Raw genomic sequence first — 16095 nt, 5'->3', positions numbered from 1 at the left:
GGTTCCTCAGATCGTGCCATCACCGGCAAACTGGAAGGACCCGGCCTCATGCCGAGCAGTCGTCCGCATGACTTCGCCGCCCTGCTCGCCCGGACCGCCGTCGGCGTCGTCTTCGTCGCCCACGGCTGGCTGAAGGTCGAGGACGGGGTCACCGCCACCGCCACCGAGTTCGACCGGATGGGCGTGCCCCTGGCCAAGGCCGCCGCCGTCTACGCCACGTTCGCCGAACTCCTCGGCGGGGTCGCCCTCATCATCGGCCTCGGACTGCCCGTCGTCGGCCTCGCCCTGTTCCTCGACATGGCCGGCGCGTTCGTCTTCGTCAACGTCGACCAGGGGCTGATCGCGCCGGACGGCTTCGAGCTCGTCTTCGTCCTCGGGTTCGCGAGCCTGCTGTTCGCCGCGGGCGGGGGCGGCGGCCTCACCCTCGACCGCGCGCTGAGCGTCCGCCGCTCCCGCCAGGAGGAGATCGCCGACTTCCTCCCGCCCGACGACGGCTCCCCCGCCCCCTACCTCCCCAAGCCCCTGGACCCGCCCGCGCCGGAGGCTCCGCGCGAGGCCCGCGACACCGAACCCGACCTGCCGCTGCCGTCGAACCCGGTGAGCGATCCAGTGCCCGCCGACCCCTCATCCGGGGCCGAGACCGGAGACGTCGTGGTCGCCCGCGCGCGGCGGCCCCGGGCGCGCAAGACTCAGGAGAAGGACGCGAAGTAGGAGGCCGCCATGTCGTCGCGTTCGTGGCCCTGTTCCGCGGCGCGGCGGAAGCGCTCGGCGCCCGCCTCGGCGAGGTCGAGCCGCACGCCGGCCTCCTCGGCGGCGGCGAGGATCAGCCGGTTGTCCTTGGCGGCGGTCTCCACGGCGAAGCTCGGCGGGGACATCTGGCCGCGCATGATGAGGTCGGCCTTCATCCGCAGGTAGCCCGCGTCGAGGCCGCCGCCGGCGATCGCGTCGAGGAACTGCCGGGGCTCCACGCCCAGGCCCTTGGCCAGCGCCAGGGTCTCCCCCACCGCGTTGTTCACCGCCAGCACCCACGAGTTGATGACCAGCTTCAACCGGGTCGCGGCGCCCACGTGGTCGTCGATCCAGATCGTGCGCGAGCCGATCGCGTCGAACACCGGCTCCAGAGGGGTCCAGACGGTGTCGGGCGCGGCGCACAGGATCGTCAGCTGGCCCGCCTCGGCCGGGGCCCTCGTGCCCAGAAGGGGGGCGTCCACATAGACCAGGCCGTTGTCGTTGGCGAAGCCGTACAGGAGGTCGACGTCCTCGATCGAGGCCGTCGACGACTGCACCCACAGCGCGCCGGGCCGCAGCCCCGGCGCGGCCTGGCGCATGACGTCGAGGGCCGCGTCGCCGTCGTACAAGACCGTGAACACGACTTCGGCCCCGGCGACCGCCTCGGGCGGCGTGGGAGCCGCGTAGGCGCCTTCCCGGGCCAGCGCGTCGGTCTTCTCCTTCGTCCGGTTCCAGACCCGGACCCGGTGCCCGGCCTTGAGCAGGTTGCGGGCGATCGGCTCGCCCATGATCCCGGTCCCCAGCACGGCGACGTCCATGTGGCCCCTCCTCAAGGTCAATTTCCGACCTTCCCCGACCACCCACGTCCAAATCCCCCCGAAGAGGTGAACGTATGGCACCGCGGCTCCTGTGCTCCGCCCGGGGAGCCGCCCCGGGGGGCACCGTGATGTTGGTAGCGTCGGTCGCTTGGACGGGGGCACCGGGCCCCCGCAGGGGAGCGGCATGCGCAAAGGGTTCCGGCACCCGACGCAGGTGATCGTCGGCGGCTTCGGCGCGGCGGTCGCCGTGGGCACGGGGCTGCTCTCACTGCCGATCGCGACCGCCGAAGGCGAGGGCGCGGGGATCCTCACCGCTCTGTTCACCGCCACCTCGTCGATCTGCCTGACCGGCCTCGCCGTCGTCGCGACCGACACGCACTGGTCGGTCTTCGGCGAAGTGGTGATCATGCTGCTGCTGCAGGCCGGCGGCCTCGGCATCATGACCCTCGCGACGCTCTTCGCGCTGCTGCTGTCCGGCCGGCTCGGCCTGCGCGCCCGGCTGCTGGCCGCCACCGAGAACAAGACCCTCTCGGGCAGCGACCTGCGCCGCGTCATCCGCAACGTGGTGATCTTCTCGCTGGCGACCGAGGCGATCCTCGCCCTGGTCCTCGCCGCGCGGTTCGTCCTCCACTACGGCGAGAGCGTCGGCTACGGGGCCTACCTGGGCCTGTTCCACTCCGTGTCGGCCTTCAACAACGGCGGGCTCGCCCTGTGGTCCGACAGCGTCATGGGGTTCGCCGCCGACCCCTGGGTCTGCCTGCCGCTGTGCATCGGCGTCATCGTCGGCGGGCTCGGCTTCCCCGTCGTGTTCGAACTCGCCCGCTCCTGGCGGCGGCCCATCCGCTGGTCCGTCCTCACCAAGATCACCATAGGACTGACGGCACTGCTGATCGGGGCCGGGACCGTCGTCCTCACCGTCTTCGAATGGAACAACCCGCGCACGTTGGGCGGTCTCGACGGCGGTGCCCGGCTCCTCGCCGGGTTCTTCTCCGCCGTCATGCCGCGCTCCGGCGGCTTCAACAGCATCGACGTGAGCGCGATGCGCCCCGAGAGCTGGCTCGCCACCGACATCCTCATGTTCATCGGCGCGGGCAGCGCGGGCACCGGCGGCGGCATCAAGGTCACCACCTTCGGGCTGCTGGCGTTCGTGCTGCTCGCGGAGCTGCGCGGCGACACCAGCGTCAACGTCGGCAACCGCAAGATCCCGCACGACACCCAGCGCCAGGCCCTCACCATCGCGCTCATCGGCGTCGGCGTCGTCGCCACCGCGACCTTCGCGCTCCTCGCGATCGTGCCGCACACGCTCGACCAGGTACTGTTCGAGGTCATCTCGGCCTTCGCGACCGTCGGCCTGTCGACCGGCATCACCCCGACGCTGCCCGCGGCGGGCCAGCTCCTGATCATCTTCCTGATGTTCATCGGCCGGGTCGGCCCCGTCACCCTGTTCACCGCGCTCGCCCTGCGGGAACGGACCAGACTGTACGAACTACCGGAGGAGCGACCGATCGTTGGCTGAGAACACCCCCGTCGTCGTCATCGGCATGGGCCGGTTCGGCAGCTCCATCGCGCTGGAGCTGACCCGGCTCGGCACCGAGGTGCTCGCGATCGACCACCGGCCCAAGACGGTCCAGGCGCTCTCCGGCGAGCTCACCCAGATCGTCTCCGCCGACGCCACCGACATCCAGGCGCTCCGCCAGCTCGGCGTCCCCGACTTCTACCGGGCCGTCGTCGCCATCGGCAGCGACATCGAGGCCAGCATCCTGACCACCTCGCTGCTGGTGGAGCTCGGCGTCGAGGACATCTGGGCCAAGGCCATCAGCCGCCAGCACGGCCGCATCCTGGAACGCATCGGCGCCAACCACGTCGTCCTGCCCGAGCACGACATGGGCGAGCGGGTCGCCCACCTCGTCAGCGGCCGCATGCTCGACTACGTCCAGATCGACCGCGACTACTCCCTCGCCAAGACCCGCCCGCCCCGCGACCTCGTCGGCATCCCCCTGGGCGAGACCAATCTCCGCCGCAAGCACGGCGTCACCATCGTCAGCGTCAAACCCCATGGCGAGTCCTACACCTACGCCACCGAGGACACCGTCCTCCAATACGACGACCTCATCCTCGTCGCCGGCCCGACCGCCAAAGTGGAGCGGTTCACCGACCTCTAGCGGCGGTGCGGTCGACCACGATGCGGTCGGCTGGTTCCGCCGGGCGCAGTGCCCCGGCCCGCGCGCGGAAGCCCGGCGCCGTGGGGGCGCCGGGCCTTTCGCCTCGGTGCGTGCCGGCCGGATCGCGGTGCGCCGGCGGTCGGGCGCGACGTCAGTTCAGGATGAAGGTGACGGTCTGGGTGTTGCCCGCGACGTCGTGCAGGACGAGGGCGTTCTCGCCCTGGACGGCGCCGAAGACGCCCGGCCGGATGAAGTCGACGTCGGACCAGGGGTTGTCGGTGAGGTCCTTGACCTTGCCGTTGAGGACTACCTTGTCGATCTTGCCCGCGTCGTAGAGCTTGTAGCTGACGCGGTCGTAGCCCGCTCCGGCGGCGACGGTGTAGGCCTCGCCGTCCTTCACCATGGCCTTGGGCGCCGTGGTGTCGATGGCGAAGGCAGCGGTGCCTGTCGGGGCGATGTTGCCCGCGAGGTCCTGGGCGTTGTACCTGACGGTGTAGGAGCCCTCGGGGAGCGCCACCGTGGCGGTGTGGACGCCGGACTTCGCGCCGTTCAGCGCGGTCTGGGTGCTCTTGACCAGGACACCGTCCTTGTAGATGTTGGCCACGATGCGCTGGAGTCCAGTCTCGTCGGTCGCCTCGACCCGGACGTCCAGCTTCTGGAAGGGGCCCGCGGCGGCGGGCGAGACCAGCGTCGCGACCGGCCTGGCGCGGTCGGCCGGGGACTGCTCCTGCTTCAGCTCGACCTGGTCGACCGTCCAGAACGCGCTGTTCGTCCCGGTGTAGTGGAAGCGGAACCGGGCGGTCTTCGCGCCCGCGGGCACCTCGAACGCCAGGTTCTCCACCACGTTGGTGTTCGCGGTGTAGGACTTCAGCACCTGCGGCTCGCCGTCGTCGAAGCTCACCAGGACCTCGCCCGACTGGGGGCCGTCGATCTGGTAGCGGGACGCGAAGGCGAGGGTCGCGGTCGCGACGCCGGTGAGCGGGTAGGCCGGGCTGACGAGCGTCGAGTCGAACCGGCCCGCGGCGTGGGCCTTGTCGTCCCACTCGTCGGAGTCGGCGACGGCGAAGACGTCGCGGGCCCGGACGTTGGTCTCACGCCCCTGGCCGCGCTCGGCCTGGGTCCAGAACTCGTCGGTCGCGAACGACCAGCCCGCCCACTCCGTGACACCGCCCGAGGGCATCTTCGCGTTGTCGATGGACCAGCCCTCGGGGGCGGTGCGCGTCCAGCCGAGGAGGCTCGCGTTGACGCCCGTCTCGTCCACGCGGGTGCGCAGTTCGGGGCGCAGCGCGTCGAAGGCGTCGGGGCGCAGGGAGCCGATCGCCGCGCCGTCGAGCCGCCAGGCGGGGTCGGGGCCGACGCCGGCGGCGGCGAGGACGGTCGGGGCGATGTCGGAGATCTTCACGTCGTGCCGGGTACCCGGCGCGATGCCCGCGCCGGAGGCGATCACGAAGACCTTGCGCTCGGCGAGGCTGTTGCCGCCGTGCCCGCCGGTCGGGGTATGGCCGTGGTCGCTGGTGACGAGCACGAGCCACTCCTCGCCTTGCGGCCGGGCCTCGACGGCGGCGAGGATGTCGCCGATCTGGCGGTCCGCGCGGGCGAGCGCGGTCCGGTAGGCGGCGCCGTTGGTGCCCGCGCCGTGGCCCGCGCCGTCGACCTCGTCGAGGTGGACGAACACGTCATCGGCGCCGCCCGCGATCGCCTCGACGGCGCGCAGCGTCGTGCCCGCGTCCGAGCCGCCCGCGATCCTGGAGTCCACGGCGGGGCCGAAGACCGTCGTGACGATCGGGCCCCACGTCCCTACCGCGGCGGTCAAGCGCTGCGGCCTGGCCGCCTCGATGCGGGTGAGGTAGTCGGGGTACTCGGTGTGGTTCGGGGCGGTGAAGGTGTTGTCGGTGACCCGGTGCTTGTCGGGCCACACACCGGTCGCGATGGTCGACCAGCTCGGGCCGGAGACGGTGCCCGCCATCGGCAGCGCCTGGAGGTCGCTGGTGGCGACCATGCTCCGGGCCATGAGCGCGTCGAGATTGGGCATGTCGGCGGCGGCGAGAAAGTCGTACGCGGCGCCGTCGACGCCGATGACGAGGGTCTTGACCGCTTCGGCCGGTGCCGCGCCGACGGGACCGCCGACGGCCAGGCCCGCGATCAGGGAGGAAGCGAGAACAGTTGTAGATACAGCACCGAGCACACGTATCGGGGGCATGTCCACTCCAAATCCAGGAGATTCCCAGGTGCGGGGGTTCCGCACCGACCCCAGTGTTCAGCGTGCACCCACGCCATGGCGAGAGCTCGCAAAAGTTGTCAATACACGTTAGGCCAGGGTTCACCACGGCGGACCCTCGGTGAACGCGGGAAGATCGCCCGGAAACCGCGCGGAGTGCCGGCCAGATCCGGCAGAGTCGGCGTATGGATGAGAATGAGCGGAGAGACCTCGCGCGCAGCATGGCGCGAAGACACATCGAGCTGGGCTTCGACGGCTTCGCCGAGATCGTCGACCAGGTGATCGACCTCCTCGGGGACGAACCGGAGAACCTGATGCTGGCCGAGGACACCGTCACGGCGGTGTGGCGCGAACGCCTCGCCGAGCAGCGGGACTGGCCCGAGGTCACCGACCCCGACCGGATCCTGCGCGCCTTCGCGGCGCTGACCGGCGCCGGGGTGACCGCGCGGGCGCACTTCACCTGCTGCCAGAGCTGCGGCCTCGCCGAGATCGGCGAGGCCGCAGCCCCGGACGCACGCGGCTACGTTTTCTTCCACTACCAGGACACCGAATCCGCCGTGGAGAACTCACGCCTCCACCTGTCCTACGGCTCCTTCCACTCGGCCGACGCGGACGTGCCGATCGGCCACGAGGTCGTCGCCGCCCTCACCGCCGAGGGCCTCAACCCCGTATGGGACGGCACCGTCCGCAACCGCATCGCCCTCGGCTCCCTGACCTGGCTGAAGCGCCTCCCGCCCCTGCCCGCCTGACCCCCGCCCCCTGTCCCCCGCCGCACATCCATGAACGACGTCGAGGATCCGTGCCCATACGGGCACGGATCCTCATGGTCTTGCGTATGGCAGGTCTTGCGTACGGCCGGGTTCGCAGGAACCCGATCACGCCCCGCCGGAGACGGGGCGGTTCACACGTTGAAGCCCAGGGCGCGGAGCTGCTCGCGGCCGTCCTCGGTGATCTTGTCCGGGCCCCACGGCGGCAGCCAGACCCAGTTGATCTTGAGTTCGTCGACGAGGTCGGCCGTGGCGGACTGGGCCTGGTCCTCGATGACGTCGGTGAGCGGACAGGCGGCGCTGGTGAGGGTCATGTCGACCGTCAGCAGCTTCTTGTCCTCGGTGGTGTCGACGTTGAGGCCGTAGACGAGGCCCAGGTCGACGACGTTGATGCCCAGTTCGGGGTCGACGACGTCGCGCAGCGCCTCAAGGATCTGCTCCTCCTCGTCGGAGCCGCCGGTGAGGGCGTCGAGGGCCGCTTCCTCAGCCGCGTTGAGTTCGGTCATGATGCCTTCTCCAGGGTCTGGGCTGTGGCGTCCTTCCAGGCCATCCAGCCGAGCAGGGCGCACTTGACGCGGGCGGGGTACTTGGAGACGCCGGCGAACGCGACCGCGTCCTCCAGCACCTCCTCGTCCGGCTCGATCTCGCCGCGGGACTGCATGAGGGCGAGGAACTCGTCGCCGAGCCGCATCGCGTCCTTCACCGTCCGGCCGATGATCATGTCGCTCATCACCGAGGCGCTGGCCTGGCTGATCGAGCAGCCCTGGTTCTCGTAGGACACGTCCTTGACCACCGCGTCGTCGCCGGAGCCCTCCAGCGCGACCCGCAGGGTGATCTCGTCACCGCAGGTCGGGTTGATGTGGTGGACCTCGGCGCCGTACGGCTCCCGCAGCCCGCGGTGCTGCGGGTTGCGGTAGTGGTCCAGGATGATCTCCTGGTACATCGATTCAAGCTGCACTTCAGACCGTCCCGAAGAACTTCTGCGCCCGCCGGACGCCCTCGGCCAGGGCGTCGACCTCGCTCAGCGTGTTGTACACGTAGAACGACGCGCGGGTGGTCGCGGGTATTCCGAAGCGGCGGCACAGCGGCCACGCGCAGTGGTGCCCGACGCGGACGGCGACCCCGTCGTCGTCGAGGACCTGGCCGACGTCGTGCGGGTGGATGCCGTCGACGACGAACGAGACCGTCGCGCCGCGGGCCGCGGTGTCGGTCGGGCCGATGATCCGCACGCCCGGGATCGAGCCGATGCTCTCCAGCGCGTAGGCGGCCAGCTCGTGCTCGTGCTCGGCCACCCGGTCCATGCCGAGGGCGTTGAGGTAGTCGCACGCGGCGGCGAGCCCGACGGCCTGGGCCGTCACCGGCACGCCCGCCTCGAACCGCTGCGGCGGCGCGGCGTACGTGGACTGCTCCAGCTGGACGACCTCGATCATCGAGCCGCCCGTGATGAACGGCGGCATCGACTCCAGCAGCTCCCGGCGCCCCCACAGGACGCCGATGCCGAGCGGGCCCAGCATCTTGTGGCCGGAGAAGACCAGGAAGTCCGCGCCGAGCGCGGCCACGTCGACCGGCAGGTGCGGCACCGACTGGGCGCCGTCCACCAGGACGAGCGCGCCGACGGCGTGCGCCCGCTCGGCGATCACCGAGACGGGGTTGACCGTGCCGAGCACGTTCGACTGCTGGGTCAACGCGACGAGCTTGGTGCGCGGACCCACCAGCTCCTCCAGGTTGGAGGTGTCGAGCCTGCCGTCGTCGGTCAGCCCGAACCAGCGCAGGGTGGCGCCGGTGCGACGGCACAGCTCCTGCCACGGGACGAGGTTGGCGTGGTGCTCCATCTCGGTGACCACGATCTCGTCGCCGGGGCCGACCGCGAACCGGGCCGCCTCCGGCCCGAACGTCGCGGCGTTGCTCAGCGAGTAGGCGACCAGGTTGATCGCCTCGGTCGCGTTCTTGGTGAACACGATCTCGCCCGCGGGGGCCCCGACGAACGCTCCGATGGTGGCGCGTGCCGCCTCGAACGCGTCGGTGGCCTCCTCGGCCAGCAGGTGCGCGCCGCGGTGGACCGCGGCGTTGTGCTTCTCGTAGAAGGCGCGCTCGGCGTCCAGGACCTGGCGCGGCTTCTGCGAGGTCGCGCCGGAGTCCAGGTACACGAGCGGGTTCCCGTTCCGGACCGTACGGCCCAGGATCGGGAAGTCCTTCCGGATCTCCTCAGCCAGCAGCGACATGGGTCAGACGCCCGCCTTCACGTACTTCTCGTAACCCTCGGACTCGAGGATCTCGGCGAGCTCGGGCCCGCCCTCTTCGACGACCTTGCCGTGCGCGAAGACGTGGACGAAGTCCGGCTTCACGTACCGCAGGATCCGGGTGTAGTGGGTGATCAGCAGCACGCCGGTCTCGCCCGCGGCGCTGAACCGGTTGACGCCCTCGGAGACGACCTTGAGCGCGTCGACGTCGAGGCCGGAGTCGGTCTCGTCGAGCACCGCGATCTTCGGCTTGAGCAGCTCGAGCTGGAGGATCTCGTGGCGCTTCTTCTCACCGCCGGAGAAGCCCTCGTTCACGTTGCGCTGCGCGAAGGCCGGGTCCATCTGGAGCTGGGCCATCGCCTCCTTGAGGTCCTTGGAGAAGACCCGGAGCTTGGGCGCCTCGCCCTTGACCGCGGTGACGGCGGTGCGCAGGAAGTTCGCGACCGACACGCCCGGCACCTCGACGGGGTACTGCATCGCCAGGAACAGCCCGGCGCGCGCCCGCTCGTCGACGCTCATGTCCAGGACGGACTCGCCGTCCAGGGTGACGGTGCCTGAGGTGACGGTGTACTTGGGGTGCCCGGCGATCGCGTAGGCAAGGGTGGACTTGCCCGATCCGTTCGGGCCCATGATGGCGTGGGTCTCCCCAGCCTTCACCGTCAGGTTGACGCCCTTCAGGATCTCCTTGTCGGCGACCGTCACATGCAGGTCGCGGATCTCCAGCGTGGCCATGTCAGGACTCCCCATATTCGGACGGCTCGGCGACGTTGACGAGCACCTTGCCGTCCTCGATCTTCACTCGGTAGGTGGGCACCGCCCTGGTCGCGGGCGGGTTGGTGGGCTTGCCGGTGCGCAGGTCGAAGCAGGACCCGTGCAGCCAGCACTCCAGTGTTCCGTTGTAGACCTCGCCCTCGGAGAGCGAGACCTCGGCGTGCGAGCAGGTGTCGTTGATCGCGAACACCTCGCCGCCGGTCTTCACGACCACGACGGGCACGTCGTCGATCTCGACGACGATGGGCGTGTCCTCGGCGATCTCGGCTTCCGCGCCGATGTCGACGAATCCGCTCACCGCGACAGCTCCGCGTCGATCCTTGCCTCCACCCGCTCGCGCAGCTCGTCGATCTCGATGCGCTGGACGATCTGGTTGAGGTAGCCGCGCACGACCATCCGCTTGGCGAGGTCGGCGGGGATGCCACGGGCCTGGAGGTAGAACAGGTGCTCCTCGTCCAGGCGGCCGGAGGCCGACGCGTGGCCCGCGCCCGCGACCTCGCCGGTGAGGATCTCCAGGTTCGGCACCGAGTCGACCCGCGTGCCGTCGGTGAGGACGAGGTTGCGGTTCAGCTCGTAGGTGTCGGTGCCCTCGGCCTCGGCGCGGATCACCACGTCGCCGATCCACACGGCGTGCGCGTCGTCGCCCTGCAGGGCGCCCCGGTAGTCGACCCGCGAGCGGCAGTTGCGCACACTGTGGTCGGCCAGGAGGCGGTGCTCCAGGTGCTGGCCGGCGTCCACGAAGTAGACCCCGTACAGCTCGGCGTCGCCGCCGGTGCCGTGGTAGGAGACCGACGGGCGGATCCGGACGAGGTCGCCGCCGAGGGTGACGTTGAAGCCGGTGAACTTCGCGTCCTTGGCCAGGTGGGCGTGCTGGTGCGAGACGTGCACGGCGTCGTCGGCCCATTCCTGGACCGAGACGACCGTCAGCTCGGCCTGATCGCCGACGATGAACTCGACGTTGTCGGCGTAGGTCGCCGAACCGGAGTGGTCCAGCACGAGGGTCGCCTTGGCGAACGGCTCGACGATCACCGTGGTGTGGCCGTAGGCCGCGTGGCCCGCGTCCTCGCCGCGCAGCCGCACGATCGTCGGCGCGGAGGCGACGGCCTCGCGCGGCACGGTGATCACGGTCGCGGTGGAGAACGCGCTGTAGGCCTGCGCGGAGACCCGGTCGGTCGGGACGTAGCCCTTGCCGAGGCGCGCGTCCTCCCGGCCGACGGTCTCGACCGTCACCTCGGGGGCCGCGTCGATCTCGAGCACGATCTTGCCGTCGGCCTTCGCCGAGCCGTCGTGCAGGCCGCGCAGCCGGCGCAGCGGGGTGAACCGCCACTCCTCCTCGCGGCCGTTCGGCACCGCGAAGTCCGCGACGTCGTACGACGACTTCTCCGACAAGGTCGAGACAGGCTTGACTTCCACGCCCATCAGCCGACGGCTCCTTCCATCTGCAGTTCGATGAGCCGGTTGAGCTCAAGCGCGTATTCCATGGGCAGCTCCCGCGCGATCGGCTCCACGAATCCGCGGACGATCATCGCCATGGCCTCGTCCTCGGTCATGCCGCGGCTCATGAGGTAGAAGAGCTGGTCCTCCGAGACCTTCGAGACGGTGGCCTCGTGGCCCATCTCGACGTCGTCCTCGCGGACGTCGACGTAGGGGTAGGTGTCGGAGCGGGAGATCTGGTCGACCAGCAGCGCGTCGCACTTCACGGTGGACTTGCTGTGCTCGGCGCCCTCCTGGACCTGGACGAGGCCCCGGTAGGAGGTGCGGCCGCCGCCTCGCGCGACGGACTTGGAGATGATCGACGAGGAGGTGTGCGGGGCGCAGTGCACCATCTTGGCGCCCGCGTCCTGGTGCTGGCCGGCGCCGGCGAAGGCGATCGAGAGGGTCTCGCCCTTGGCGTGCGGGCCCATCAGGTAGATCGCCGGGTACTTCATGGTGACCTTGGAGCCGATGTTGCCGTCGACCCATTCCATGGTCGCGCCCTCGTAGGCCACGGCCCGCTTGGTGACCAGGTTGTAGACGTTGTTCGACCAGTTCTGGATCGTCGTGTAGCGGCAGCGGCCGCCCTTCTTCACGATGATCTCCACGACCGCCGAGTGCAGCGAGTCCGACTTGTAGATCGGGGCGGTACAGCCCTCGACGTAGTGGACGTAGGCGTCCTCGTCGACGATGATCAGGGTCCGCTCGAACTGGCCCATGTTCTCGGTGTTGATCCGGAAGTAGGCCTGGAGCGGGATCTCCACGTGGACGCCCTTGGGCACGTAGATGAACGAGCCGCCGGACCACACCGCGGTGTTCAGCGCGGCGAACTTGTTGTCGCCGACGGGGATCACCGAGCCGAAGTACTCCTGGAAGAGCTCGGGGTGCTCGCGCAGGCCCGAGTCGGTGTCCAGGAAGATGACGCCCTTCTCCTCAAGGTCCTCACGGATCTTGTGGTAGACGACCTCGGACTCGTACTGGGCCGCGACGCCCGCGATCAGCCGCTGCTTCTCCGCCTCGGGGATGCCCAGCTTGTCGTAGGTGTTCTTGATGTCCTCGGGAAGCTCTTCCCAGGACTCCACCTGCTTCTCCGTGGAGCGCACGAAGTACTTGATGTTGTCGAAGTCGATATCCGACAGGTCCGATCCCCAGTTGGGCATCGGCTTGCGGTCGAACAGCCGCAGCCCCTTGAGGCGAAGGTCGAGCATCCATTCGGGCTCGCTCTTCTTGCCGGAGATGTCGCGGACGACCGCTTCCGACAGGCCTCGCTTGGCCGCGGCACCCGCCGTGTCCGAGTCGGCCCAGCCGTACTTGTAGTTGCCGAGACCCTCGAGTTCGGGGTTGGCTGCCGTAGTCATAGGGAGATCCCTCCGGACTCCTCGTTACCTGCTTTTACCGGTGACACGTGGGTGGTGCAGACGCCGTCGCCATGGGCGATCGTCGCCAGCCGCTGCACCGGGGTGTCGAGCATGCGGGCGAAGGCCTCTGTCTCGGCCTCGCACAGCTGGGGGAACCGCGCGGCCACGTGGGCGACCGGGCAGTGGTGCTGGCACACCTGGAATCCGCCGAGAACGTGGGGCGCCTGGGTGACCGTGGCCGCGTAGCCTTCGGCCGACAGCGCCTCCACGAGCGCTTTCACCCGCGCCTGCGGGGGAAGCGCCCTGAGACCTGGGCCATAGCGGCCTTCGAGGCCGGCGAGCTGGCGGCGCGCGAACTCCGAGACGGCCTGCGGCCCCGCGGCCTCGGCCAGGAACCGCAGCGCGTTGGCCGCGAGGTCGTCGTAGGCGTGGACGAAGGTGTTGCGGCCCTTGTCCGTGATCGCGAAGAGCTTCGCGGGGCGTCCCCTGCCGCGGGATGCGGTGGGACGGGTCCGCTTGACCTCGATCTCGATCATGCCTTCGGCCAGCAGCGCGTCCAGGTGCCTGCGGACGGCCGCGGGCGTGAGCCCGAGCCGCTCCCCCAAGGCGGACGCCGCCACCGGCCCGTTCTCCAGGATGAGCCGGGCCACCCGCGCACGGGTGTCCCGCTCGGCCCGGGGCACACCGGAGACGGCCGGGGCACCGGCCGTGACCTGGTCTGCGTTCTCGGGCACGTTTTTCACAACGCCAGTGTGCCGTAATTCCTTCCACGCAGCCAAGTGAACGACAGTAATCCCACTCACACAGGCAAGCCTTACCTAACTTTTACCCGGCGTTGTCCGGTACCATCCCGCGACCGCCGCCGAGAGACCTTACTCCCCCGGTCCCGGACCGCTCGCGTCAGGCGGTGGAGGGGGCGGCGCGGTCCAGGAGGGGCGCCGCGGCGGTGCGGGCGGCGAGCCGGAAGGCGACGAGGCCGAGGACGGCGCCGAGGGTGTTGGCGAGAAGGTCGTTGACGTCGACGGAGCGGCCGCTGTTGAAGGCGAGGTACGACAGGAGCTGGGTCGCCTCGATGCCGAGGGAGACGGCGCAGCCGAAGGCGGCGGCCCTGCCCGCGGAGAGGGGACGGGTGAGGAAGAGCGGGAGGAGGAAGCCGAACGGCACCAGCATGATCACGTTGGGGACGAAGGTCAGGTCCGCGGTGAGGACCGGGATGAAGTTGACCAGGTCGTACCAGGGCGTCTGGTTGGCGTACTCGCCGTAGGTCGCGGTGATCGGGAAGACCGTCAGGTCGAGGACCGCGGCGGCGTACAGGGCCGCGGCGCAGCGTGTGAGCGTCTGCGGAGGCGTCCACCCGGGGGCGCGGCGCACCGCGCGGAAGACCGCGAACACGGCGAAGACCGCGAGGGCCGGTCCGAGCACGAACGCGGACGGGACGGTGAACTGGACATCGGGCACGGTGCTTGGGTCCTTTCGCGGAGGCCGCCCCGGCGGGAGCCGGGGTTCGGCGCATCCCCGAGTCTCCGGCCCGAGCGCCCGCCGCCGCCTCGGCGGAAAGGCAGGTCAGCGCTCTTTCACTACGACTTTCGGCCGATCCTGCGGCTCCCTCTGTGCGGCTAGCCTTCAGGCCATGAGCGCAGCCCGTCCCACCCGCCGGCCCCCGGCGCGGAAGCCCGCCGGGGCCGGGCCCGGCGCGGCACCGGCCCTCGGCGTGGACGCCCGGCCGCCCTTCGAGAGCGCCGACCGCCTGACTCATGCCCGTCCCGGGAAGGGCGGCGGCCTGCCTCGGGCGCGCTCCGGGACCGCGGCGCGGGCGATCGGCTGGGCGGTGGCCGCCGCCGGGGTCGCCGGCGCGGTGGGCCTCGATCTTCGGCTGGGGCTCTTCCAGGGCGTCGACGGGTGGGAGAAGCCGTGCTGCGCCCTGCTCGCGCTGGCCGCGCTGGGGCTGCTGGCCTCTCCGGCGGGGAGAGGCCCGCGCAGGGCCGCGGTGATCGGCGGGGCGGCCGCGGCGGCGTCGCTGGCGGCGACCGCGATGCTGCACGCGCGCGATGCGGAGCCGCTGGGGTTCGCCGAGCCGGCGGCGCTGCTCGCGGTCGTCGCCCTGGTGGCGCGGCGGGGCTCCCCGGTGCCCGCCGCGGTGGCGGCGGGCGGTGCGGCGGTCGCGCTGGTCCTGCGGCCGCTGGCCGGATCGCCCGGCGAACTCGACGTGATCCTCGCGCTGCTCCTCGCGCTGGGCGCGGCCGGGGCCGCGGCGGCAGGCACCGCCGCGCGGCTCGTCGCCCTCGACCGGCGCAGGCGTGCGAGCGAGGTGCGGCTGGCGCAGCGCGCGGAGTTCGCGCGCGACCTGCACGACTTCGTCGCCCACCACGTGACGGGGATCGTGGTGCGCGCGCAGGGGGCCAGGGCCGTCGCCGAGCGCAGGCCGGAGCTCGCCGGGCCCGCCCTCGCGGAGATCGAGCGGGCCGGCGCGGAGGCCCTGACCGCGATGCGCCGCATGGTGGGCGTGCTGCGCGAGGCCGGGGAGGGCCGGACGGCGGAGGGCGTCGGCGACGTCCGGGCGCTCGTCGCGGGGTTCCGCCTGCCCTCGGGCGCGGGCGCGGTGCTCGGCGAGGGGGCCGGGTGCGACGCGCTGCCGGTGGAGGTCGCGGCGACCGCCCACCGGGTGGTGTTGGAGGCCCTGACGAACGTGCGGCGGCACGCGCCCGACGCGTCCGAGGTCGCGGTGCTGCTCGACCGGTCGCCCGGCGAGGCCCGGGTGGAGGTCCGCGACGACGGCGGCCGCCGCGCCCGGCCGGGGCGCGGTTTCGGGCTCGCGGGCTTGGCGGAGCGGGTGGCGATGGTGGGCGGCACGCTGCGCGCGGGCCCGCGCGAGGGCGGCGGTTGGTCGGTCGAGGCGCGCCTCCCGGTCCGGGAGGACCCGTGACGATCAGGGTGCTCATCGCCGACGACCAGGCGATGGTCCGCACCGGCTTCGCCATGATCCTTTCGGTCGAGGACGGCATCGAGGTCGTCGCCGAGGCCGCCGACGGCGTCGAGACGGTCGAGGCCGCCGCCCGGCATCGGCCCGACGTGGTGCTGCTGGACATCCGCATGCCGCGCCTCGACGGACTGGAGGCGCTGCGCCTCCTGGTGCGCCGCCCGGATCCGCCGAAGGTGGTGATGGTGACGACGTTCGGCGACGACGACTACGTCCGCGACGCCCTGCGCGCGGGAGCCCACGGGTTCCTGCTGAAGGACGCGGGCGCGGCACTGCTGGTCGAGGCGGTGCGGGCCGCGGCCTCCGGGGCCGCGCTCGTCAGCCCGTCGCTGACGCTGGGCCTGCTGCGCGCGGCGCCGGACCGGGAGGCCCGGCGGCCCGACGTGCCGCTGTCGGAGCGCGAGATCGAGGTGGTCCGGCTCGTGGCGCGCGGCGCGACCAACGCCGAGGTCGCCGCCGCCCTGGCGATCAGCCAGGGCACCGTGAAGACCCATCTCGGGAACGTCCAGGCCAAGCTCCCCGCCCGCAACCGCGTCGAGATCGCGGCGTGGGCGTGGGAGTCGGGGCTCGTTCCCGGCTGAG

General features: G+C 71.3%; 17 protein-coding genes. 6 read left to right on the top strand and 11 right to left on the bottom strand.

The annotated features are described in order from the left end of the window. The first annotated feature begins 48 nt into the window (after positions 1–48). Positions 49–711, top strand: a complete 663-nt coding sequence (locus ACYVOM_RS29935) for a DoxX family protein (protein WP_460306888.1) — start codon at positions 49–51, stop codon at positions 709–711. On the opposite strand, the gene ACYVOM_RS29930 is transcribed toward ACYVOM_RS29935, so the two are convergent. After that, on the bottom strand, positions 690–1547 hold the full coding sequence (locus tag ACYVOM_RS29930) for an NAD(P)-dependent oxidoreductase (RefSeq protein ID WP_460306887.1): 858 nt from the start codon (positions 1545–1547) through the stop codon (positions 690–692). The two genes, ACYVOM_RS29935 and ACYVOM_RS29930, sit on opposite strands and share 22 nt — an antisense overlap. A gap of 184 nt (positions 1548–1731) precedes the next feature. Between ACYVOM_RS29930 and ACYVOM_RS29925 the strand changes: the two genes are divergently transcribed. Next, entirely contained in the window at positions 1732–3063 is a 1332-nt protein-coding gene (locus tag ACYVOM_RS29925; protein WP_460306886.1) for a TrkH family potassium uptake protein, read from the top strand. Continuing rightward, positions 3056–3709 (top strand): potassium channel family protein, encoded by a 654-nt coding sequence (locus tag ACYVOM_RS29920; protein ID WP_460306885.1) that lies wholly within the window; start codon positions 3056–3058, stop codon positions 3707–3709. Before ACYVOM_RS29925 ends, ACYVOM_RS29920 begins: the two co-directional genes overlap by 8 nt. 151 nt (positions 3710–3860) lie before the next feature. Here the strand turns inward: ACYVOM_RS29920 and ACYVOM_RS29915 are convergent, their stop codons facing one another. Beyond that, complete coding sequence (locus ACYVOM_RS29915; protein ID WP_460306884.1) at positions 3861–5909, bottom strand: alkaline phosphatase family protein; 2049 nt, start codon at positions 5907–5909, stop codon at positions 3861–3863. 203 nt (positions 5910–6112) lie between these two features. On the opposite strand from ACYVOM_RS29915, the gene ACYVOM_RS29910 reads away from it, so the two are divergent. Beyond that, positions 6113–6676: a DUF6891 domain-containing protein gene (locus ACYVOM_RS29910; protein ID WP_460306883.1), complete on the top strand. Its 564-nt coding sequence runs from the start codon at positions 6113–6115 to the stop codon at positions 6674–6676. Between the two features lie 152 nt (positions 6677–6828). On the opposite strand, the gene ACYVOM_RS29905 is transcribed toward ACYVOM_RS29910, so the two are convergent. The 9 genes from ACYVOM_RS29905 to ACYVOM_RS29865 form a co-directional block, all read right to left on the bottom strand. After that, positions 6829–7200 (bottom strand): metal-sulfur cluster assembly factor, encoded by a 372-nt coding sequence (locus tag ACYVOM_RS29905; protein ID WP_460306882.1) that lies wholly within the window; start codon positions 7198–7200, stop codon positions 6829–6831. Next, positions 7197–7652: a Fe-S cluster assembly sulfur transfer protein SufU gene (sufU, locus tag ACYVOM_RS29900; protein WP_460306881.1), complete on the bottom strand. Its 456-nt coding sequence runs from the start codon at positions 7650–7652 to the stop codon at positions 7197–7199. The genes ACYVOM_RS29905 and sufU overlap by 4 nt, the downstream gene beginning before the upstream one ends. 1 nt (position 7653) lies before the next feature. Next, complete coding sequence (locus tag ACYVOM_RS29895; RefSeq protein ID WP_460306880.1) at positions 7654–8916, bottom strand: cysteine desulfurase; 1263 nt, start codon at positions 8914–8916, stop codon at positions 7654–7656. A 3-nt stretch (positions 8917–8919) separates the two neighbouring features. Further along, positions 8920–9666: a Fe-S cluster assembly ATPase SufC gene (gene sufC, locus ACYVOM_RS29890; RefSeq protein WP_123663825.1), complete on the bottom strand. Its 747-nt coding sequence runs from the start codon at positions 9664–9666 to the stop codon at positions 8920–8922. A 1-nt stretch (position 9667) separates the two neighbouring features. Beyond that, a complete protein-coding gene (locus ACYVOM_RS29885) occupies positions 9668–10003 on the bottom strand; it encodes a non-heme iron oxygenase ferredoxin subunit (protein ID WP_460306879.1) in 336 nt (111 codons plus the stop codon). Further along, the gene (sufD, locus tag ACYVOM_RS29880) at positions 10000–11124 is read right to left on the bottom strand and encodes a Fe-S cluster assembly protein SufD (protein WP_460306878.1); all 1125 of its coding nucleotides are present in this window, start codon (positions 11122–11124) and stop codon (positions 10000–10002) included. The genes ACYVOM_RS29885 and sufD overlap by 4 nt, the downstream gene beginning before the upstream one ends. Beyond that, positions 11124–12536, bottom strand: a complete 1413-nt coding sequence (gene sufB / locus ACYVOM_RS29875) for a Fe-S cluster assembly protein SufB (RefSeq protein WP_460306877.1) — start codon at positions 12534–12536, stop codon at positions 11124–11126. The genes sufD and sufB overlap by 1 nt, the downstream gene beginning before the upstream one ends. Next, positions 12533–13279 (bottom strand): helix-turn-helix transcriptional regulator, encoded by a 747-nt coding sequence (locus ACYVOM_RS29870; protein WP_460306876.1) that lies wholly within the window; start codon positions 13277–13279, stop codon positions 12533–12535. Before ACYVOM_RS29870 ends, sufB begins: the two co-directional genes overlap by 4 nt. Positions 13280–13436: 157 nt before the next feature. After that, complete coding sequence (locus ACYVOM_RS29865; RefSeq protein ID WP_460306875.1) at positions 13437–13994, bottom strand: VanZ family protein; 558 nt, start codon at positions 13992–13994, stop codon at positions 13437–13439. A gap of 172 nt (positions 13995–14166) precedes the next feature. Here ACYVOM_RS29865 and ACYVOM_RS29860 point away from each other — a divergent pair, with 172 nt between their 5' ends. Both ACYVOM_RS29860 and ACYVOM_RS29855 read left to right on the top strand, forming a co-directional pair. Beyond that, positions 14167–15459 (top strand): sensor histidine kinase, encoded by a 1293-nt coding sequence (locus ACYVOM_RS29860; protein WP_460306874.1) that lies wholly within the window; start codon positions 14167–14169, stop codon positions 15457–15459. Continuing rightward, positions 15456–16094 carry a response regulator gene (locus ACYVOM_RS29855; RefSeq protein WP_460306873.1) on the top strand — a complete coding sequence of 213 codons (639 nt, stop codon included), beginning with the start codon at positions 15456–15458 and terminating at the stop codon, positions 16092–16094. Before ACYVOM_RS29860 ends, ACYVOM_RS29855 begins: the two co-directional genes overlap by 4 nt. The last annotated feature ends 1 nt before the right edge of the window (position 16095 follow it).

This window comes from Actinocorallia aurea, from assembly GCF_054783995.1.
This window is presented reverse-complemented; position numbering and strand designations above follow the sequence as displayed.